This is a genomic window from Asticcacaulis sp. MM231 (assembly GCF_964186625.1).
Taxonomy (GTDB): Bacteria; Pseudomonadota; Alphaproteobacteria; order Caulobacterales; family Caulobacteraceae; genus Asticcacaulis.
In genome coordinates this window covers 667,022-687,084 of sequence record NZ_OZ075108.1, presented here as the reverse complement: position 1 = coordinate 687,084, position 20,063 = coordinate 667,022, and the positions used below count along the sequence as shown (strand labels likewise).

The window sequence follows — 20,063 nt, the reverse complement described above, 5'->3', positions numbered from 1 at the left end:
GCCAAAATTCATAGAATTTTGGAGTTAGCCAAACAGCGTCTTCAGAATATCCGTTGTGCGCTTGGCCGGATCGCGGCGAATGGCAACCTCTTCCGTGCCGACATAATGAAACAGCCCCTGCAGGGCGAGGCCAACAGCATAATCCCCCAGATAGGTCTTGGCGTCGGTCTTAAAATAGCTCTGCAGATTATTGCGGCGGATGGCACGATCAAAATAATCGACGGCGCCGGTCGCCTGCATGGCGCTCTGCATCGGCGGCTTAAAGGCTGTGGTCAGGCGCGGCGTGGTCGTCTTTTTGAGATAGTCGGTGCCGGAGGTGTTGCCACCTTTGACGATGCCGACCGCGTCCTTGATCGTCATCGACTGGATGGCATCGACGAACAACCCCTTGGCCACCGGCGCCGCGGTTTCAGCGGCGCGGTTCATGCGCAGGTGCAGATCATCGAGCACACCGGACTGACCGATCGGCTTGAGCAGCTTTTGCGTCTGCGCCAGGGTCTTCGGCAAGGGTATACGCACCGTCGGGTCGTTCCAGTAGCCGTTGGTTTGCGACAACCGCGTCACGGCGGCTTCGGTGCCCTGTTTCAGAATCTGGCGCAGGCCGCTTTGCGCATCCTTGTCGGACAAACCCAGCTTGGCCAAAGCCTCTTCGGAAAGTCCCAGCGCGAAGAGGCTTAAAGCCCCCGCCATCACATATCGTCTGTCCATGCCCCGGCTCCCCTGTCTTAAGGGCGCCAAGGTGCGGCAGATTTCCGCCGTTCGCAAGCGTTAAGATCAGCGCTTCAACAGGCTGAGATCGCGCACGGCGCCGGTATCGGCCGAGGTGACCATGGCGGCATAGGCCTTGAGCGCCGTCGAGACATAACGTTCGCGGTTCTTCGGCGTATAGGCATCCTCACCACGATGTTCCTCGGCAGCGCGGCGCTCGGCGATCTCACGATCCGACAGCACCAGATGGATGGTGCGGTTAGGGATGTCGATCTCGATAGAATCGCCATCTTCCACCAGCGCGATCAGACCGCCGGCGGCCGCTTCCGGCGAAGCGTGACCGATGGAAAGGCCTGACGTGCCGCCAGAGAAACGGCCATCGGTCAGAAGCGCGCAGGCCTTGCCCAGGCCCTTGGATTTCAGATAGGTGGTCGGATAGAGCATTTCCTGCATGCCCGGTCCGCCCTTGGGGCCTTCGTAGCGGATCACCACCACATCGCCAGCCTCGATCTGGTTGTTGAGGATCGCCGTCGTCGCCGTGTCCTGGGATTCAAACACACGCGCCTTGCCGGTAAACTTCCAGATCGATTCATCAACTCCGGCCGTCTTCACGATACAGCCTTTTTCGGCGATATTGCCGTAAAGTACCGCCAGCCCGCCATCCTTGGTGAAGGCGTTTTCGACCGAGCGGATCACGCCCGACTGGCGGTTGGTATCGAGATCATCCCAGCGCTTAGATTGCGAGAAGGCCTGGGTGGTGCGCACGCCGCCCGGCGCCGCCTTGAAGAACTCAGCCACCGAAGAATCGTTGGAAGACTTGATGTCCCAGTGCGCCAGCGCCGCCGCCATCGAGGGGCTGTGAATGGTCGGCAGTTCGCCATGGATCAGGCCGCCGCGGTGCAGTTCGCCCAGGATCCCGACAATGCCACCGGCGCGGTGAACGTCCTCAATATGCACATCGGCCGAGGCCGGCGCCACCTTGCAGATGCAGGGCGTCTTGCGTGAAATCCGGTCGATATCGGCCATGGTGAAATCGACGCCGGCTTCCTGAGCAGCGGCGAGGATGTGCAGCACGGTGTTGGTCGAACCGCCCATGGCGACGTCGAGCGTCATGGCATTTTCAAAGGCTTCGCGCGTGGCGATAGAACGCGGCAACACGCTGGCGTCATCCTGATCGTACCAGCGCTCGCACAGATCGACGATGGTGCGGCCGGCTTCGCAGAACAGGCGCTCGCGGTCGGAGTGGGTGGCAAGCGTGGTGCCGTTACCCGGCAGCGAAAGGCCCAGCGCTTCGGTCAGGCAGTTCATCGAGTTGGCGGTAAACATGCCGGAGCACGACCCGCAGGTCGGACAGGCGGCCTCTTCAACGGCTTGCACCTGCGCGTCGGAAATGCGTTCATCACCGGCCTGCATCATGGCGTCGACCAGATCGAGCGCGTGCATTTTGGCCACGCCGTTCTCGTCGGGCCAGACCACCTTGCCGGCTTCCATCGGGCCGCCGGAGACGAAGATGACGGGGATATTGATGCGCAGGGCGGCATTGAGCATGCCCGGCGTGATCTTGTCGCAATTGGAGATACAGACCATGGCGTCGGCACAGTGGGCGTTGACCATGTATTCCACCGAGTTGGCGATCAGATCGCGCGACGGCAGGCTGTACAACATGCCGCCGTGGCCCATGGCGATGCCGTCATCAACCGCGATGGTGTTGAATTCCTTGGCGACGCCGCCGGCCTTTTCAATCTCACGCGCCACAAGCTGGCCCAGGTCCTTCAGGTGGACGTGGCCGGGTACGAATTGGGTGAAGGAATTGACCACCGCGATGATCGGCTTAGAGAAGTCTTCGTTCTTCATGCCGGTCGCGCGCCAGAGCGCCCGTGCGCCCGCCATGTTGCGGCCAAAGGTGGTGGTGCGGGAGCGTAAAGCGGGCATGGTCGTTACCTGTGTAAGCAAATATAAGAGAAACAAGGCTTTGCGGGATGAGGCTCTATATAGGCCTCATGCGGTTTTAGGCAATGATTTTTGCGATGGCTTTGAGGTGGAGTGAAGAAAAGCGGTCCACAGATTGCACAGATTTAGAGGAAGGATCAGGAAGGGAAGGAATCCACAGATAAGCCAGATAAGCAGATGGTCAGAGCGTGTGCTAGGGGATGGTGACTCTTTGTTCGTGCCGTCCGAGCGCCAAAGGCGCTCAATAAGCTTTAGCAGTCTGCTGAAAAACCTCTGGTCATTTTGATTTTGCCGTGATTCCCTTCTTGAGCGAGAAGGAGGAACCAATGCGTGGCGAGTTTCGGGATCAGGGCGGATTATTTTCGTACATATCGTTGGAAGAACGCGTTCCGGATACGCATCCTCTTCGCAAGGTTCGTGAGTTGGTTCGCGCGGTTCTGGTCGACCTGAACGCGGACTTTTCGGCGATGTATTCTGAGGAAGGGCGCCCTTCCATTCCACCGGAACAGTTACTGAGCGCCTTGCTTCTGCAGGTGTTCTACGGCGTCCGCTCGGAACGCCAGTTGATGGAGCAGTTGGATTACAACCTTCTGTTTCGATGGTTCGTGGGCTTGTCACCCGACGCGGCTGTGTGGGTGGCGACGACATTCACCAAGAACCGTGAGCGCCTGCAGAAGGGTGATGTTTTTACGAAGTTCATGACGGCCTTGCTGTGCCACCCAAAGGTTACGCCCTTACTCTCGGACGAGCATTTCTCAGTGGATGGCACGCTGATTGAAGCCTGGGCTTCGTTCAAGAGCTTCAAGCCGAAGGACGGGCCGGACGATACGGACGGGTCTGACTTCCATAATCAGAAACGCGGCAATGACACCCACGTCTCGACGACCGATGGCGACAGCCGCTTGTACCGCAAGGCTCAGGGCCGTGAAGCGAAGCTGTGCTACATGGGCCACGCGCTGATGGAGAACCGCAACGGACTGGCGGTTGGTAGCGTTGTCACCCAAGCCACCGGCACGGCCGAGCGCGAGGCATCCGAAGCCATGCTGGCGGTTAGGGTCAAGCACACCGGCAAGCCGGCGACCGTAGGCGAAGACAAGGCTTATGATGTCGCTGCACATGGCGAAGCCTTACGCAATCTTGGCGTGGAGCCGCATGTCGCCCGTAATAACGCCACGACTAAAACCGGCAAGACCAGAACGACCATCATCGACGATGAAACGGCCGCCAGCGATGGCTACGCAATGTCACAGACCCGGCGAAAGATGATCGAGTGCATCTTCGGTTGGGGCAAGCAGCACGGCACGATGCGTAAGACAAAGCATCGCGGCCTTGAAGCTGTAGCTGGAGATTTTCTGCTCAATCTCATAGCCTACAACCTCATCCGGATACCCAAGTTGCTAACCGCATAGGAGGGGTCCGTCTAAATTTAGGAAAGCAACAAAAACAACAACGAATGAAGACACATAAAAGACCAAGAGACTTACGCAAAAATGCGGAAAGGCCAAAGGCAAAGCCTTTTTCAGCAGACTGTTAGTCCCAGCCACCTCCTAACGGGCTATCTGTGCTTATCTGTGGATTCTTTCTCTTTCTAAAAATCTGTGTCATCTGTGGGTGGCCTTACTTCACATCATCGCGCCAGATCCACCGCAGAATATCCGGCAGCATCGCGCCTCCGTGCTGGTCGGAATGGCTGCCATCGCCCCAGACATATTTCAGGTCATAGCGCGCTGGTCCCAGCTTCCATGGGTCAGCATTGGCATTGGCCCATTCCAGTGACTTCACCATCTGCTGATTGGACAGGAACCAGTTGCCGTGTTCGTTGTCGAGATCGTTCGAACCATCCTGGATGAAGAGGCGCAAGGGCCGGATCTTCGATTTGCGGATCAGGCCGGGATAGATGTCACCGCCGGGAACAAAGGGCGCGGTCGCCGTCGCCGGATGCATACCGATCGACGTATAGGAGCCGATCAGGCTGATGACATTGCCAAACGCTTCCGGGTGATTCCACGCCACGGTAAAGGCGGCGATAGCTCCAGAGGAGGTGCCGCCGATGACGCGTTTCTTCGGATCGCTCGAAAAGGCATAGGTCTTCGCCACCTCGGGCAAAAGCTCCTCGATCAGCATCCGGCCATAGTCATCGCCCACCGCGTCATATTCCCTGGCACGATGATCGGGATTGCTCATGCCGAGATTATCCGGATAGCGTTCGCTGAGATTGCCGGGCGTGACGAAGACGCCGATCGTGGGCGGGATAGCACCTTCGGCGATCAGATTGTCCAGCACGGTATTGACGCGCAGCGGACCGCCGGGATTGAGCGCGCGCTGGCCGTCTTGAAACACCAAGAGATTGGCCGGACGTTTGACGTCATAGCCGGCCGGCACATAGACCCAGTAGCGGCGCACCGTGCCAGGAAAGGCTTTGGCGTGAAACTCGACCGGCCCGATGACCTGGCCATGCGGCACCGCCTTGACCTCAGAGTCAGGGCCGAGCGGATAATCACCCGGCTTTCGCGGCGTTTCGGCCGTGGCCTGAGACGAGATAAACAGGCTCAGAATCGCAGCGACGATCAGTTTCATGGAGCTCCCTTTTATTTTTATAAGGCATAGGCATGATAGACCTCGCGCCCCGCTTGGCAAGGGAGGGCGCTTTCCGCAGCGTTATGGTTATTTCTGCGTGGGGACAGATTGTTGCGATTTTTCCGCCGGACTGCCGCGCTTTTTCGTGATTCAGCGCCTTAAATAGAAATAATTCGCCCGCAAATGCCCGATTGAAGGCAAATTGTTTTGCTGCAATGCCGTAATAGCTTGAAATGCAGGAAAATTTTTCCAATTTTTCCTTTGCAATTTTCAAAAACATCTGACTATATGGCTTCAACGCACCCACACCGGGCAGCGCGGAGCGGTTCCATGACCATGGCCAAGGCCATCACCCTGAAGCAAGACAAGACGCAAGAGCTTATCGCTCTGGCTGTTTCTTTTGCCATGGCTGTCATCGTACTCGACCTCGTATCGCTGCTTATTGGGGGCGTAATTGTACGCCCCATGCTTCCGGAGTGGTAGCGCAGGTTTAAACACCCGCACTTTGAGGATCAACATCCTCCCGCTCCTGATCCGAGCGGGATTTTTTCGCACATCTAAACCCAGACGCACCTGAAAAGAGAGTTTATCGTGACCATCCAGCCCCTGAGAAAGCAAGAGACCTCCGCTCCGTTTTACGGCGCCGGCGCACTTGTAGGCGCGCAAACGGGTGGTTTCGCGATTATGCACGGCACTCTGGCGCCCGAAGGCTGCGTCATCCGCACCGATATGTTCGAGGCTGCGTTCGATTGCACGGCCCGTGTTTTCGGTCATGCCGAAGCGGCACAGGACGCGATCATGGCCGGTGACATCACCGACGGCGACATCATCATCATGCGCGGCGCCTCCACCGAGGCCCTGACGGCCATCAGCCGGTCGCTGGATATCATGGGGCTGGCCGAGGTCAGCATCATCACCGACAGCCGCGTTGGCCACGCCACCAACGGCTACATGGCCCGCGTCATCGCCAATGTCGCGCCTTCGGCCGCCGCCGGTGGCCCCATCGCGCTGGTGCGTAACGGCGACACCATCCACATCGACCTTGCCGCCCGCCGCATCGACCTGATGAGCGACGACGCGGCCAAGGGCGCTCAAACCTTCAACGCCCATGCGCCGAAATCCTTCGCCCCCGGCGAACGTTACGCCCGCATGTTCGGCGCCTGATCCCATCCCAATCCTTCTACTTAAAAAGACTACGGAGCCTACTGTGAAGATCTATACGAATGACGACGTTTCCCCCGACAGCCTGAAGGGTGAGCGCATCGCCATCATCGGCTATGGCAGCCAGGGCCGCGCCCATGCCCAGAACCTGCGCGATTCCGGCGCCGACGTGATCGTCGGTGTCCGCGCCGGTGGTTCGGGTGAGGAAAAGGCCAAGCACGACGGTCTGCAAACTGCCGAGATCGCCGACGCCGTCAAGGACGCGACCATCATCGCCATCCTGACCCCGGACATGAGCCACGCCGAAATCTACTCGAACATCATCGAAAAGCACGCCCCGAAGGGCGCCGCCCTGCTGTTCGCCCACGGCTTCTCGGTGCTTTACGGCCGCGTCATCGCCCGCGCCGACCTCGACGTCATCCTGGTTGCGCCCAAGGGCCCCGGCGATCTGGTCCGTCGCGAATATCAACGCGGCCGCGGCGTGCCGTCGCTGTTCGCCGTTGACCGTGACGTCACCGGCCAGGCTTCGCGCAAGGCGCTGGGTTATGCCCGTGGCATCGGCGGCACCATCGGTGGCGTGATCGAGACCACCTTCAAGGAAGAAACCGAAACCGATCTGTTCGGCGAACAGGCCGTCCTGTGCGGTGGCACCACCGAGCTGGTTCTGATGGGCTTCGAGACCCTGGTGAACGCCGGCTACCGTCCGGAAATCGCCTACTTCGAAGTTCTGCATGAACTGAAGCTGATCGTTGACCTGCTGTATGAAGGCGGCTTCGCCAAGATGCACTCCTTCGTTTCGGAAACCTGCAAGTACGGCGACCTGGTCTCCGGCCCGCGCATCATCAACGAAGAAACCCGCGAACGCATGGAAGAAGTGCTGGCCGACATCCAGTCGGGCGACTTCGCCCGCGACTGGATTCTGGAAAACATGGCCGGCCGTCCGCGCTACAACGCCCTGATGCGTCAGGATCTGGAGCACCCGATCGAAGTGGTCGGCAAGGATCTGCGTTCGCGCATGAGCTGGCTGCAGAACAAGGCCAATGTCGAGGCGTAAGCATCGATAAAAGAACGTCAGGATTGATCGGGTTTCAATCCGACAGCGGCGGCGGACCTAGGCGGGTCCGTCGCCACCCTTCTTCTCTTCATGGGGAGAAGATCTACCAAGTCACACACACCGAGTAAGATAAGATGAGCAACCAACCCACAGGCGCCCAACTGGTCATCTCCACGCTGAAAGCGTTGGGGGTCGAGACCGTGTTCGGCTATCCGGGCGGCGCCATCATGCCCATCTACGACGCCTTGGCTGGTTCCGGCCTGAAGCACATTCTGGTCCGCCATGAGCAGGGTGCGGCATTTGCCGCTGACGCCTATGCGCGTTCGACCGGCGGCGTCGGCGTCTGCATGGCCACCTCCGGCCCCGGCGCCACCAACCTGATCACCGGCATTGCCAACGCCTATATGGACTCAGTCCCGCTCGTCTGCATCACGGGCCAGGTCGCCACGCACCTGATGGGCACGGACGGCTTCCAGGAAGTAGATATCCTCGGCATCTGCCTGCCGATCGTCAAGCACTCGTGGCTGGTCCGCGATGCCGCCGACATTCCCGCCATCATCGCCGAGGCCTTCGCCATCGCCGTCGAGGGTCGCCCCGGTCCGGTCCTGATCGATATTCCGAAGGACGTCGCCGCCTCGAAGGTCGAGGTCTCATCGGTCGCCACCTTCCCGACCTGGACACCGCCGGCCGCCGATCCGAAGTCGATCGAAGCCGCCGCGAAAATGATTGAAGCCGCCAAACAGCCCCTGCTCTATATCGGCGGCGGCGTTGAAATGGCCAATGCCACCCAGGAACTGCGCGATTTTGTCGCCCGCACCGGCATCCCCGTCGTCTCGACCCTCAAGGGCCTCGGCACGCTGCCGACCACGCACGATCTGGCGCTCGGTATGCTGGGTATGCACGGCACACGCGCCGCCAATACCGCTGTTCAGGAAACGGATCTTTTGATCGCCTTGGGCGCGCGTTTCGACGACCGCGCCACCGGCAAGCTCAACGCCTTCGCGCCCAACGCCAAGGTCATCCATTTTGATATCGATCCGGCGGAGATCAGCAAGCTGCGCCATGCCGATGTCGCCGTGGTCGGCGATCTGAAAGCCGCGTTGAAAGCCCTGAACCCCAAGGTTTCAGGTATCCAGAAGTGGGTTGAGAAGTGCAAGGCCGACAAGTGGGAGCACCGCTTCAAGTACAATGCTCCCGGCAAGGGCGTCTATGCGCCCGGCCTGCTGAAATCGCTGTCGGAAAAGGCCGGCGACAAGTTCGTCGCCGCCTGTGACGTTGGCCAGCACCAGATGTGGGTGGCGCAGCACTGCGAGTTCGCCCACAATCGCGGCCACCTGACCTCGGGCGGTTCCGGCGCCATGGGCTATGGCCTGCCGGCCGGTGTCGGCGCCAAGCTGGCGCGCCCGGATCACCACGTCGTCACCATTTCCGGCGACGGCAGCTTTATGATGAACATTCAGGAGATGGCGACGCTTAACCGCTATAACATCCCTCTGAAGATCGTTCTTTTGGACAACTCCTCACTCGGCCTGGTGCGCCAGTGGCAGGAACTGTTCTACCAGGAAAATTACAGTGAAATCGACCTGTCGGATAATCCCGATTTCGTCGAGGTCGCCAAGGCGTTTGGTCTCTCAGCCTTCCGCATCACCCATCGCCATGAGGTCGAGGGTGCGCTGGACAAGCTGCTGGCCGCCGAGGGTCCGACCCTGTTGCATGTTTTGATTGATCCCCGCGAAAACGTCTGGCCGCTTGTGCCGCCGGGCGCGTCGAATGCGGAAATGATGGAGGAGCGTTGGGATGAACCACTTGATTCATATTGAGCTGGATCGCCTGGAAGGCTCCCTGCTGCGTATCTTAGGGCTCGTGGAGCGCCGGGGTTTCAACATCGATGGCGCTGAGCTTTATGATCTCGGTGAGGACAAGCGCGGCCTGTCGCTGACGCTGCGTCCGCGTGAAGCCTCGCGCAATCTCGAAACACTTGGGCTTCAGATCGACCGCCTCTACGGCATCAGGCGCCTGAGCGCCGATCCGCGCGGCGTCACGACATCGGCCATAAAGAATAAGGTCAGCGCATGAACCCTCACGCGATGACATCAAGCATTGGGGATTTGGGGTATCGGGGCCGTGGTCGCGGCCCCGGGCAAGTATGCGGTTTTGCCACGCCTTAGCAAAACCCCTCTTTTTGGCGCCTGTGAAAAGGCGTACAGAGTTCCCAATTCGAACCTATTCAAGATTGCTGAAACACATGACCAAACTCGCTGATAAAATCTGGATGAACGGCCAACTTCTCAACTGGGAAGACGCCAAGGTCCACGTCCTCACTCATGCCCTGCACTACGGCACCTCGGTCTTCGAAGGCATCCGCGCCTACGAAACCCCGCATGGCTCCGTCGGTTTCCGCCTGCGCGACCACTTGCAGCGCCTGGAAGATTCCGCCCGCATCTACGGTATCAACATCCCCTACACTTTGGATCAAATGATTCAGGCCTGTAAGGACACCCTGACCGCCAACGGCTTAAAGAGCGCCTACTGGCGTCCGGTCGCTTTCCTCGGTGAAAATGGCTTGGGCGTCACGCCGAAGGGCGACAACATCAAGGTCGACTTCGCTGTCGCCGCCTTCCCATGGGGCGCTTATCTCGGCGAAGAAGGCCTGACCAAGGGCGTCGACGTCTGCGTGTCTTCGTGGCAGCGCGCCGCACCGAACACCATCCCCAACGCGGCCAAGATGGGCGGCAACTACCTGTCGTCCTACCTGATCGGCAAGGAAGCACGCGGCCGTGGCTATGCCGAGGGTCTGGGCCTCGGCACCGATGGCCGCCTGTCGGAAGGCGCTGGCGAAAACCTGTTCCTGATCATGAACGGCAAGATCCACACCCCGCCGGTCGCCGCCTCCATCCTGGGTGGCATTACGCGCGACTCGATCATCAAGCTGGCCAAGGCCGATGGCATCGAAGTCATCGAACAGGCCCTGCCGCGCGAAATGCTGTACCTCGCCGACGAGGTCTTCATGTGCGGCACAGCCGCCGAGATCACCCCGATCCGCTCGGTGGACGACATCCCGACCCGCGCCGCCGGTCCGGGCAAGGTCACCAAGCGCCTGATGACCCTGTTCCACGGCCTGTTCAACGGCACGACGGAAGACCGCTTCGGCTGGCTCGACCCGATCGAGGCCACTGTTCCGGCTGAGTAAACTTTTAAAGTAAGAAACCCCACCACCGCATCTAGCCGAGCACGCTCGGCGTCGTGCGGTCCCCCTCCCCAGCTAGCTGGGGAGATATAGGAAAAGCTAATCTTATACCTCCCCGACTTGTCGGGGAGGGGGACCGCGCCGCCCTTGCGGCGTAGTGGTGGGGCGTCTTGCTTCCTTTAAATAACGAGACGAAACCATGACCGCCCAATCTAGCCCTCCAAAGTCGCTGTTTGAAAAAGTATGGGACGCGCACGTCGTCGAGCCGGAGGGCGCCACCAGCCCCGCCGTGCTCTATATCGACCTGCACCTGGTCCACGAAGTCACGAGCCCGCAGGCCTTTTCCGAACTGGAAGCCCGCGGCCTCAAGGTCCGCCGCCCGGATCGCACCTTCGCCACGCTGGATCACTCCATTCCCACCCTGCGCCCCGACGCCGATGGCAACCGCCCCTACATCACGGCGCAAGCGGAGATTCAGGTCCATACGCTGGAAGACAACGCAGCGAAGAACGGCGTGCGCCTGTTCGGCTATGACGCCGAAAACCGCGGCGTTGTCCACGTCATCGGGCCGGAAATGGGTCTGACACGTCCGGGTTACACGGTCGTCTGCGGCGACTCGCACACCTCGACCCACGGCGCCTTCGGCTGTATCGCATTTGGAATCGGCACCTCGGAAGTCGGCCACGTTCTGGCCACCCAGTGCCTGGCCCAGCGCAAGCCCAAGACCATGCGCATCACTGTTGACGGCAAGCTCCAGCCCGGCGTGACCGGCAAGGACGTTGCCCTGACCATTATCGCCACGCTCGGCTTCTCCGGCGGCACCGGCTACGCGCTGGAATATGCCGGCCCGGTCATCGAAGCGCTCGACATGGAAGGCCGCATGACGGTCTGTAACCTCTCGATCGAAGCCGGCGCCCGCTGCGGCATGATCGCCCCTGACGCCAAGACGGTCGAATGGTTGCGTGGTCGCGAATATGTACCGCAAGGCGCCGACTACGATGCCGCCGCTGCTGAATGGCTCAAGCTGGCCTCCGACGAAGGCGCCACCTTCGACAAGGAAATCCGTATCGACGGCTCAAGCATCGAGCCGATGGCGACCTGGGGCACCTCGCCTGACCAGGGCGCCCCCATCGTCAAGGGCGTGCCGCTGGCACACACCGAAGACGAAGAACGCGCCCTGAAATATATGGGCCTGAAAGGTGGAGACTCGCGAAGCGCCGCCAAGGTTGACGTCGTCTTCATCGGTTCCTGCACCAATGGCCGTATGTCCGACCTGCGCGCCGCCGCCGATATCTTCAAGGGCCGCAAGGTCGCCGCGGGCGTTCGCGCCCTCGTCGTGCCGGGGTCTGAGTGGGTTCGTCTTGAGGCCGAAAAGGAAGGTCTCGACAAGATCTTCACCGATGCCGGCGCCGAATGGCGTCTGCCGGGCTGCTCGATGTGCATCGCCATGAACGGCGATTTCGTCCTGCCGGGCCAACTGGCCGTCTCGACTTCGAACCGTAATTTCGAAGGCCGTCAGGGCCCCGGTTCGCGCACCGTACTGGCGTCGCCGGCCACCGCTGCCGCCTCGGCCATCGCCGGCCATGTCGCCGATCCCCGTCAATTCATGGCTCTGGAAAGCGCATAAAGATGAGCAATCAAGAATCCAACAACAGCTTTTCGTCGCGCATCGTCGTTCTGCCGGAAGCCAATATCGACACCGATCAGATCATCCCTGCCCGCTTCCTGACCACGACCACCAAGGCCGGTCTGGGCAAGGTGGCCTTCAATGACTGGCGCTACAACGCCGATGGTTCGAACAAGGATTTCATCCTCAACACCATCGATGCCAGCGAGCACCAGGTGCTGGTGGCCGGCAACAATCTCGGCTGCGGCTCCTCGCGCGAACACGCCCCGTGGGCGCTGATGGATTACGGCTTCAGGGCCGTCATCTCGACCGAGATCGCCGACATCTTCAAGTCGAACAGCCTGAAGAACGGCCTGCTGCCGGTCGTCGTCGACAAGGTGACCTATGACAAGCTGCTCGCCAACCCGCAGCAGCGCGTCACCATCGATCTGGAAACCTGCGCCCTGACCCTGGAAGACGGCACCGTCTTCACCTTCCAGGTCGAGGAATTCGCCCGCCAGTGTCTGCTGGAAGGCGTTGACGCCATGGGCTGGGTGCTGAAGCGCCTGCCTGCCATCGAAGCCTACGAGAAAGCCAACAACAAGGAAGCCGCATAATGGGCAGTTTTAATATCGTCGTCCTGCCGGGTGACGGCATCGGTCCCGAAGTCGCCGCTGCCGGCGTATCGGCCATGAAGGTCATCGGCGAGGTCTACGGCCACACCTTCAATTTCGACGAAAAGCGCATCGGCGGCATCGCCATCGATACCGACAACAACCCCTACCCCGAAGACACCGACAAGGCCTGCCGCGCGGCTGACGCTGTGATCCTCGGCGCCGTTGGCGGCCCGAAGTGGGACTTAGGCAAGCAACGCCCCGAACAGGGCCTGCTGGCCGTGCGCAAGGCCATGGGCCTGTTCGCCAACCTCCGCCCGATGGACGTCAAGGCCTCACAGGTGCACCGTTCGCCGCTCAAGCGTGAGGTCGTCGAAGGCGCTGACATGCTGATCGTGCGCGAACTGACCGGCGGCCTCTATTTCGGCAAGCAGACGCGCACCGAGACCACCGCCACCGACGAGTGCGTCTATACGGTCGCTGAAGTAGAGCGCGTCGCCCGCGTCGCTTTTGAAGCCGCCCGCAAGCGCCGCAACAAGGTGACCAGCGTCGATAAGGCCAATGTCATCGAGACCAGCCGCCTGTGGCGCGAAACCGTCATCCGCCTGCATAAGGAAGAGTATTCGGACGTCGATCTGGAGCACGCCCTGGTCGATTCCATGGCCATGCACCTCGTCACCCGCCCGACCTCGTTCGACGTGGTGGTAACCGAGAACATGTTCGGCGACATTCTCTCCGACCTCGCCTCGGTTCTGCCGGGATCGATCGGCCTGCTGGGCTCCGCTTCGCTGGGCGCTACCGGTCAGGGTCTTTATGAGCCGATCCACGGTTCCGCCCCGGATATCGCCGGCAAGGATCTCGCCAACCCGATCGGCACCCTCAAGTCCGTCGCCATGCTGCTGCGCTTCTCGCTCAATCTGCTGACAGAAGCTGACGCACTCGACGCGGCTATTGATGCCGTGGTCGAAAAGGGCGTGCTGACGCGCGATCTCGGCGGCACCGCCTCCGGTTCGCAGGTTTCTGCGGCGATCAACGCTCAAATTCGTGAAAGCGCCACAGTCGCCGCGTAAAGTCTTCGCATACCTCGCAAAGGTAGACTTGGGTTTCAGGGCTTCGGCTCTGGAACCCTTATTTTTGTCTGGCGAGCGGCAAGGACGCACGCTAACCTTGGTGCATTGCGCAATCGTGGAAGGGAGGCGAATGAGAGGTTTAGTTCTATCAGCCATCGCTCTCTTAGGGCTGACTGCCCTGCCGTGCCAGGCGGCGCCGGTATGGCGCATGGTCGGCGATGAGACGACGTGCAGCGTCAGTCTGGAGCCTCAACTCGACACACTGATCGTGCTCGACAAGACGACACAAGGCGATCTTCGACTGGCGATCACGGTGGATACCCTGAACCTGCCGCGTGACTGGTATACGCCCTTCGTCATCATGACCGAGGGCAGTAGTTTTAAAGGCTACGGCGTGACCGATGCAACCCAAGTGGCCCTGCCGGCTTCGCAGGACCTGGTCGATGCGCTCAGCCACGACAACACGCTGTTTATTCAGCTCGGAGGGGCTACCCTTGGCCCGTTCGATATACCCGCCTTAAGCGCCGACAATCGCATATGTATTCTGGGCATGCCTAATCTGGAAAACTAATCGCTAAAGCCGCTTCATCAAGGCCATCAATATCAATCTGCTTGAGGCGCGCCGTGTCGCCCGTCACCAGGGTAAGCCGTGATTTCGGCACCTTCAGGCTCTTGGCGAGAAAGGCGATCAGCGCTTCATTGGCCTTGCCTTCGATCGGCGCGGCGCGCACCCGAACTTTCAGAAAACGCCGCCCCTTGTCGTCCATATCCCAGCCATCGAATTCGTTCGACCGACGACTTCGGTGTCAGGCGCACATAAAGCCGCATAAGGGCTTAGCCGATCAGTTGCTGCAGGGTCATGTAGGCCGGCGGCAGCAGATAGATCTGCATACCCTTGATCACCAGGAAGGCGACGATAAAGCTGATATCGAGGCCGCCCATCGGCGGGATCAGCATACGGAAGGGCGCCAGAATTGGCGTCGTGATCCGGTCAAGGATGTCCATGACCATGTACATGGCGCGGTTACGGGTATTGATAATGTTGAAGGCCACCAGCCAGCTCAGGATCGCGCTCAGGATCAACGACCAGATAACAAACGAAAAAAGTCCATTGATGATAAAGAAAATAAATCCGGCCATGCGTGCGGTTGCCCCTGCGCGTTAAACTCATGTCAATATAGGGTATTTCCTAGCGACTACAAGTTAAGGAGCGCTTGACAGCGGTCAAACTTGCCTTAATAACACGGGATCGAAACGGCACGGGGCTATAGCTCAGTTGGTAGAGCGCCTCGTTCGCAATGAGGAGGTCTGCGGTTCGAATCCGCATAGCTCCACCACCGTGCCTTCGGTCCCACCAATCCCTATATCTGGCCCGGCCAATCGTCTTCGGCCTCACGTAAAATTGCGCCATATCACCACGTACAGACGCGCGTGTCGAATTACGTTAACGTCAAGATTGATGACTTATTTTAAAATCGGCGTATGATGGCCGTTCGGTTCCACATCCATCTGGAGCACCCCATGCCAAAGTTGTCCCTGCCCGTTAGCCCGTCCTCCGCCTGCGTCCCGTCGGTCAATATCAACATGCCGGAGTCAGAGAGCCGATATCCCGGCATCTGGGAGTGGATGCCCGCTGAAGCACCACTTCAGGCCAAACGTCCGCTTGGCGGCTCCGAAGGCGTTCCGGAAACGCAGCCAGATTCTGACGACCTGCTCAATATCGCCATGACGGTCATCGCAGGTATCGGCCTGACCGTGGCGGTGACCACGGCCCTGCGGATCATCTTCAGGCGTTAAGCCGGATTTTGCGACAGGGTGATGGCGACCTTGTAGAGAAAGTCGGAATTTTCATGCATGCGTTTATCGGCCAGACGCAGGGCCTCGGCGATGCGTTCGGGCGGCGCCGGGTGGCGTTCATCTTTCAGCCAGCGCTCGATCGAGCTTTCCGAAACGCCGATGGCTTCGGAGATCTGACGGGCCAGCGAACCGCGCGGATCGGTGCGCCAGGCCAGATCGGCGATTTTGGCGAATTCGAGCGGGGTCAGCAGCGACAGGCGTGTGGTGCGAGCGGGTTCTTGCGGGGTATCGTTCATAACTGGAATCTCATAAGTTGCGGTCACCCATAAAGGGTAAGGCCGCGCTTAGGAAGCCCTCATTGTATCAGAAATAGTTGCCGACGGTTTCACAATGGACAACTTTCGGCGGTTCGATGAAAAAAGGACCGGCCAGGGCGCGCCATTGCTGGAAATTATCGCTGTCGCGGAAGCCGACCGTATGGGCCTCGACCGTTTCCCAAAGGACACGCAGATTATAGACGCCCGGCTCTTCGATCACCTTTTCAAGCGACATGCCATGACAGCCGGCATCAGCCTTGAAATAGGTCGCGGCGGCGGCAACCGCGGCTTCAAAGTCTGCCGACTTGGCGGAATCAATACGCAGGGTGGCGATTTCAGTGATCATGAGGGCTCCTGTGGCGAGGCGCACCTCTATGTCATGGCGCGGCTATTTTCTCAAGCCGCTTACCAACACCTTACGCAAGGCGCGCCTGATCGCCAGCGTGTCCTTATCCGCCAGAGTCTATACTGAGCGTCAAACAGGAGGACATTTATGCCCGATCTTAAAGATATCAGCGATACCCATCAGGCTGGTGCGCAAGCCCCTGATGCCGGTGATGGCACATCCTTGGCTGAGGTGGCGCAAGGCCATGGGGCCAGCGATCCCTTCGCGCCTGAGGGCACGGATGAGACGCTTATCAAGCCCGATCATGTGGCGGATGAGCCCATCAGCGACGCCGAGTCCGTCAACGCCACACAGGCTGCACTGGGCTACAAGGCACCAGGGACTGGCAATGCGACCACACTTGCCATTGTCAGCAACTTTATCGAAGGTTTCCTCAAGGGTTTTTTCCGCACCACGCCGCATAGCACCCATCTGCGGCGCGACAAGGACATGCGAGACCGTCTTGATGAAGACCAGATCGAACTCGATGATCGATGACAGCTTCCCTGCCAGCGATCCCCCCAGCAGCTATTAGAGTTCGGCTTTTCGCACAGGTGAATCATGGATTATATCGACGCCCCGACCACGGCCGCCCCCTATGCGCCTCTGGTGAAAGACACATTGAGCATGAAGGCAGAACGTCTTCTCATCAATTATCGTAATATGCCCAAAACCAGCCTGACCCTGGCAGGGTTGGCCGGTATCGGCGTTCTGGCCATTTTAGGCGGCATCTGGGCTGGAAAAAACCGTCTGTTTCCGCACCCTAAAGAGTCGGAAGGCGCTTAACTCCGCGCCATATTTGCCTCGGTGCCATTGCAGGTGATGATGTGCTGCGGACCGATGAGTTGACTCATGATCGCGATGGCCGGATCATGAAATTCGGCGCCCTTCTCGCTGGCGCACAAATCCTTCAAAACCCATGCGCGGATATTCAGCTCAAACAAATCCGTCACCGACTTGAGCACGGAGGTCTCCGTGCCTATGCCGGCGATAAAGACTTCTTTTAAACCCCAGGTTTTTAACCGCACCAGCAAGGCTTCGGTAACGCAGCTATAGAGCGGCCGGCTGATAATGACGGCATCGTCGCGTGGCGTCAGGGCCAGTTCGGTCTCCGGGCTTTGTGGCGGCATGGACCCAGAGTTCAGCAGCTTGCGAAACGGCGACGGGTCGGGGTTGTAGAACTTGGTGAAGACGACATAATCGAACTCATATTGCAGGTTCTCGAGCGCCGTCACCACATGCTCAGATTGTGGCGTCACAAAGCCTTTTTGCACATCAATAACAATCAAGACCTGCGACGACTCTTCAGACATGAAATCCCCTCTTCAAGGCGCTTAGAACTTAGCTCATATGTCTTATAAGGTTTCTAGGCAGCGTTGGATCAGTTCTTTTAGTCAACTTAAGCGCAGTATGACAAGCCTTCGAGGCGTTTTTCATTAATCAGATGAAGCAGTTCGGCGGCAGCGCGTGCATCCGCCAGGGCGCGATGGTGATTTTTCAGCTCGATATTGAACGCACGGCACAGATTGGCCAGGCCGTAGGAGGCGTGGCCGGGGTAATGTTTGCGCATCGAGGCGCAGGTGCACAATTTGGGGTGGCGAAAACACCGTTCCAACCGACGAAACTCGCTGGCGATAAACCCATGGTCGAATGTCGCATTATGCGCCACAAATATGGCGCCTTCGATAAACATTGCGAAGTCGTCGGCAATATCGGCGAATTTAGGCGCATCACGCACCATATCGTTGCTGATTCCCGTCAGTTGGGTGATGAACTGGGGGATACGTTTTTCCGGATTGATCAGGGACGACCACTCACCGATGACGCGACCGTGCTGCACCTTGACCGCGCCGACCTCGGTGACGCGATCATTAGGCGGGCGGCCACCGGTGGTTTCGACATCGACCACAACATAAACCTGATCAGGATCGGTGCGGTAACTGACCCGGCAGATATCGGCCGCGAACCCCAAACCGCGCAGCAGGTTCAGCCGCGCCAACTGGTGGCGGCGCACGCAATCACCCTCGCCCTTGATCTCGACAAAGCGCACCGCGTCGTCGCGGATCAGCACCAGATCGGGGAAACCATCGCGTAAACCATAAAAATCCTCGGCCATGTTTTGCAGCAAACCCGCCACAGCGTCGCGCGGGGCGGCGTTTAGGAAGGTAGTGATCAGGTCTTCCAGGCCCTTGAACCAGACAAACAGCCCGTTGCTTTCACCATGGTGACGCCGGATCGTATCGCGCACGAAATCCGCCACCTCACCTGCGCGCGCCCAAGCCAGTTTTTGCGCGATCCGATCTGTAAAGCGCGTGTGGAAGGTGCGATCTTTCAGGCTCTGTGGCCGGTAATCGAAATCCGAACCAAAGCTTGCGGCGCTTTCAAACAGTTCTTCCCAGAACAACAGGCCAAAAAGCACCGCCCACAGATCATTTTCGCTGTGCCACGGTGTCCAGCCCTGTTTGGCATAGGCCTGCATGGCGGCGTACTCGGCATCGCCGCGGAACAGTTCATCGACCTCTAGCGTCTCGGCCGAACGCAGCAGATGGGTGAAGATCCCCATGCGTTGCTGGCCGAACTTACGGGCATAGAAATCGCTGGCGAAGATATATTCCTCATCATGCGCCGGGCTTTGCAGCATGGCTTCGAGCCGCGCCTTGACCTCTTCGGTCGCGCCCATAGCATACAGAAGGCGAACACTGCGCTCGTGGCTTTCGAAAGCGCCGGAACGGGCATAGATGTCGAGCGCGCGAGCCGTATCCTTGCCCCTTTCAAACACCAGGCCGATCTGGTGCAGCAAGGTATCACGCAAACCTTGATTGGCTTCGCTCTCCGCCGACGGCCACTGGTCAATGCTATCGGCCAGCGCTCTGGCGTCCGCGCCCTGCTTCAACGCCCGTAACTGCCGCGCATAAAAATAGCCGGCCCGCGCACTTTGCAGATTATCGAAGCGCGCCTGATAGCTGTCGCGCGCCTTCACCGATACCACGCCGAGATCACGCAGGGCGAAGCTGGTCATGTTGTCGCTTAAGCGACCGAAATAGAGATAGAGCAGGAAGCCGAGCGTATCCTTGTGTTCCGGCACAAGATGATCCGAACGCAGGAAGCCGGAGGCGAAGGTGTCATAGGGCAGATGCGCGTGGAGATGGTCGGCGAGCTTTGGTTTTGACCAGCCGGATTTGACCTCAAGCCCATGATCCTTCGCCAGATCGTGCAGATCGGGCTTGGCGCGATCGTCGAGACAGGCGCGATAATCCTGCGCGCAAATCTCACGGATGAAGCCATGTTCGCGTAACTGATCGAGCCCACCCCACAGGTCGCCGATCTCCTGATAGGCCAGGTCACCGGGCGAGAAGACCACCTTTTTGCGGTTGACCATGCGGATATAGAGGCATTGCGCCCATTCATCCAGTTCACCGAAACGGCTGATAAAGGCCTGTTCGTCCTCACCCAGCATGGCGCCATAGACCGACGTCACGAAGCCGATCATCTCCAGAAAATGATCTCGGTAATAGAGCGGCGGCAGGGTTATGAAGTCACGGGCCATAGGACTGTTCTATATATGTTCCGGTCCAACAAAACAAGACGGACATGTCTCGGTTAACGATTGTACACGATTACAATTCGTGCTTTTCTC

Annotated in this window: 23 protein-coding genes, 1 tRNA gene and 1 pseudogene; 15 read left to right on the top strand and 10 right to left on the bottom strand. The window is 59.3% G+C overall.

The features are described from left to right. Nucleotides 1-24: 24 nt before the first annotated feature. The gene (locus ABQ278_RS03235; RefSeq protein WP_349321181.1) at nt 25-708 is read right to left on the bottom strand and encodes a DUF4197 domain-containing protein; all 684 of its coding nucleotides are present in this window, start codon (nt 706-708) and stop codon (nt 25-27) included. Between the two features lie 66 nt (nt 709-774). Beyond that, nucleotides 775-2,640 carry a dihydroxy-acid dehydratase gene (gene ilvD, locus ABQ278_RS03230; protein WP_349321180.1) on the bottom strand — a complete coding sequence of 622 codons (1,866 nt, stop codon included), beginning with the start codon at nt 2,638-2,640 and terminating at the stop codon, nt 775-777. 344 nt (nt 2,641-2,984) lie between these two features. Here ilvD and ABQ278_RS03225 point away from each other — a divergent pair, with 344 nt between their 5' ends. Further along, nucleotides 2,985-4,067 (top strand): IS5 family transposase, encoded by a 1,083-nt coding sequence (locus ABQ278_RS03225; protein WP_349320966.1) that lies wholly within the window; start codon nt 2,985-2,987, stop codon nt 4,065-4,067. Nucleotides 4,068-4,275: 208 nt separating this feature from the next. Here the strand turns inward: ABQ278_RS03225 and ABQ278_RS03220 are convergent, their stop codons facing one another. Together ABQ278_RS03220 and ABQ278_RS03215 are read right to left on the bottom strand one after the other, a co-directional pair. Then, a complete protein-coding gene (locus tag ABQ278_RS03220) occupies nt 4,276-5,235 on the bottom strand; it encodes an alpha/beta hydrolase-fold protein (RefSeq protein ID WP_349321179.1) in 960 nt (319 codons plus the stop codon). Beyond that, entirely contained in the window at nt 5,156-5,515 is a 360-nt protein-coding gene (locus tag ABQ278_RS03215; RefSeq protein ID WP_349321178.1) for a hypothetical protein, read from the bottom strand. Before ABQ278_RS03215 ends, ABQ278_RS03220 begins: the two co-directional genes overlap by 80 nt. A 50-nt stretch (nt 5,516-5,565) precedes the next feature. Between ABQ278_RS03215 and ABQ278_RS03210 the strand changes: the two genes are divergently transcribed. The 10 genes from ABQ278_RS03210 (at nt 5,566) to ABQ278_RS03165 (ending at nt 14,498) form a co-directional block, all read left to right on the top strand. Further along, on the top strand, nt 5,566-5,718 hold the full coding sequence (locus tag ABQ278_RS03210; protein ID WP_018081414.1) for a hypothetical protein: 153 nt from the start codon (nt 5,566-5,568) through the stop codon (nt 5,716-5,718). A gap of 108 nt (nt 5,719-5,826) precedes the next feature. After that, nucleotides 5,827-6,399, top strand: coding sequence for a dihydroxy-acid dehydratase (locus ABQ278_RS03205; protein WP_349321177.1), 573 nt, complete (start codon nt 5,827-5,829; stop codon nt 6,397-6,399). A gap of 43 nt (nt 6,400-6,442) precedes the next feature. Continuing rightward, the gene (ilvC, locus tag ABQ278_RS03200; protein WP_018081416.1) at nt 6,443-7,450 is read left to right on the top strand and encodes a ketol-acid reductoisomerase; all 1,008 of its coding nucleotides are present in this window, start codon (nt 6,443-6,445) and stop codon (nt 7,448-7,450) included. A gap of 134 nt (nt 7,451-7,584) precedes the next feature. Then, nucleotides 7,585-9,270, top strand: a complete 1,686-nt coding sequence (gene ilvG / locus ABQ278_RS03195) for an acetolactate synthase 2 catalytic subunit (RefSeq protein WP_349321176.1) — start codon at nt 7,585-7,587, stop codon at nt 9,268-9,270. After that, nucleotides 9,248-9,526 (top strand): ACT domain-containing protein, encoded by a 279-nt coding sequence (locus ABQ278_RS03190; protein ID WP_018081418.1) that lies wholly within the window; start codon nt 9,248-9,250, stop codon nt 9,524-9,526. The genes ilvG and ABQ278_RS03190 overlap by 23 nt, the downstream gene beginning before the upstream one ends. 169 nt (nt 9,527-9,695) lie before the next feature. Then, the gene (locus ABQ278_RS03185) at nt 9,696-10,640 is read left to right on the top strand and encodes a branched-chain amino acid transaminase (protein WP_349321175.1); all 945 of its coding nucleotides are present in this window, start codon (nt 9,696-9,698) and stop codon (nt 10,638-10,640) included. 196 nt (nt 10,641-10,836) lie between these two features. Then, nucleotides 10,837-12,264 (top strand): 3-isopropylmalate dehydratase large subunit, encoded by a 1,428-nt coding sequence (gene leuC, locus ABQ278_RS03180; RefSeq protein ID WP_349321174.1) that lies wholly within the window; start codon nt 10,837-10,839, stop codon nt 12,262-12,264. A 2-nt stretch (nt 12,265-12,266) separates the two neighbouring features. Next, nucleotides 12,267-12,860 (top strand): 3-isopropylmalate dehydratase small subunit, encoded by a 594-nt coding sequence (gene leuD / locus ABQ278_RS03175; protein ID WP_349321173.1) that lies wholly within the window; start codon nt 12,267-12,269, stop codon nt 12,858-12,860. Further along, nucleotides 12,860-13,927 (top strand): 3-isopropylmalate dehydrogenase, encoded by a 1,068-nt coding sequence (gene leuB / locus ABQ278_RS03170; RefSeq protein WP_349321172.1) that lies wholly within the window; start codon nt 12,860-12,862, stop codon nt 13,925-13,927. The genes leuD and leuB overlap by 1 nt, the downstream gene beginning before the upstream one ends. Before the next feature lie 130 nt (nt 13,928-14,057). Then, nucleotides 14,058-14,498, top strand: a complete 441-nt coding sequence (locus ABQ278_RS03165) for a hypothetical protein (protein ID WP_349321171.1) — start codon at nt 14,058-14,060, stop codon at nt 14,496-14,498. Here the strand turns inward: ABQ278_RS03165 and ABQ278_RS03160 are convergent. Both ABQ278_RS03160 and ABQ278_RS03155 read right to left on the bottom strand, forming a co-directional pair. Next, a pseudogene (locus tag ABQ278_RS03160) lies at nt 14,482-14,755 on the bottom strand (DUF167 family protein). The gene ABQ278_RS03165 and the pseudogene ABQ278_RS03160 overlap by 17 nt on opposite strands. A gap of 6 nt (nt 14,756-14,761) precedes the next feature. Continuing rightward, nucleotides 14,762-15,067: a YggT family protein gene (locus ABQ278_RS03155; RefSeq protein ID WP_349321170.1), complete on the bottom strand. Its 306-nt coding sequence runs from the start codon at nt 15,065-15,067 to the stop codon at nt 14,762-14,764. Nucleotides 15,068-15,188: 121 nt separating this feature from the next. On the opposite strand from ABQ278_RS03155, the gene ABQ278_RS03150 reads away from it, so the two are divergent. Continuing rightward, nucleotides 15,189-15,264, top strand: a tRNA-Ala gene (locus ABQ278_RS03150). A gap of 184 nt (nt 15,265-15,448) precedes the next feature. Continuing rightward, the gene (locus ABQ278_RS03145) at nt 15,449-15,724 is read left to right on the top strand and encodes a hypothetical protein (RefSeq protein WP_349321169.1); all 276 of its coding nucleotides are present in this window, start codon (nt 15,449-15,451) and stop codon (nt 15,722-15,724) included. Here ABQ278_RS03145 and ABQ278_RS03140 read toward each other — a convergent pair. Both ABQ278_RS03140 and ABQ278_RS03135 read right to left on the bottom strand, forming a co-directional pair. Then, nucleotides 15,721-16,020, bottom strand: coding sequence for a helix-turn-helix transcriptional regulator (locus ABQ278_RS03140; RefSeq protein ID WP_018081427.1), 300 nt, complete (start codon nt 16,018-16,020; stop codon nt 15,721-15,723). The two genes, ABQ278_RS03145 and ABQ278_RS03140, sit on opposite strands and share 4 nt — an antisense overlap. 67 nt (nt 16,021-16,087) lie before the next feature. Next, complete coding sequence (locus tag ABQ278_RS03135; protein WP_349321168.1) at nt 16,088-16,387, bottom strand: antibiotic biosynthesis monooxygenase; 300 nt, start codon at nt 16,385-16,387, stop codon at nt 16,088-16,090. Between the two features lie 147 nt (nt 16,388-16,534). On the opposite strand from ABQ278_RS03135, the gene ABQ278_RS03130 reads away from it, so the two are divergent. Beyond that, nucleotides 16,535-16,924, top strand: a complete 390-nt coding sequence (locus ABQ278_RS03130; protein ID WP_349321167.1) for a hypothetical protein — start codon at nt 16,535-16,537, stop codon at nt 16,922-16,924. Between the two features lie 63 nt (nt 16,925-16,987). Beyond that, nucleotides 16,988-17,212, top strand: a complete 225-nt coding sequence (locus ABQ278_RS03125; protein WP_349321166.1) for a hypothetical protein — start codon at nt 16,988-16,990, stop codon at nt 17,210-17,212. Here ABQ278_RS03125 and ABQ278_RS03120 read toward each other — a convergent pair. Together ABQ278_RS03120 and ABQ278_RS03115 are read right to left on the bottom strand one after the other, a co-directional pair. Continuing rightward, nucleotides 17,209-17,739, bottom strand: a complete 531-nt coding sequence (locus ABQ278_RS03120) for an isochorismatase family cysteine hydrolase (RefSeq protein ID WP_349321165.1) — start codon at nt 17,737-17,739, stop codon at nt 17,209-17,211. The two genes, ABQ278_RS03125 and ABQ278_RS03120, sit on opposite strands and share 4 nt — an antisense overlap. A gap of 86 nt (nt 17,740-17,825) precedes the next feature. Further along, on the bottom strand, nt 17,826-19,973 hold the full coding sequence (locus ABQ278_RS03115) for an exonuclease domain-containing protein (protein WP_349321164.1): 2,148 nt from the start codon (nt 19,971-19,973) through the stop codon (nt 17,826-17,828). Between the last annotated feature and the right edge of the window lie 90 nt (nt 19,974-20,063).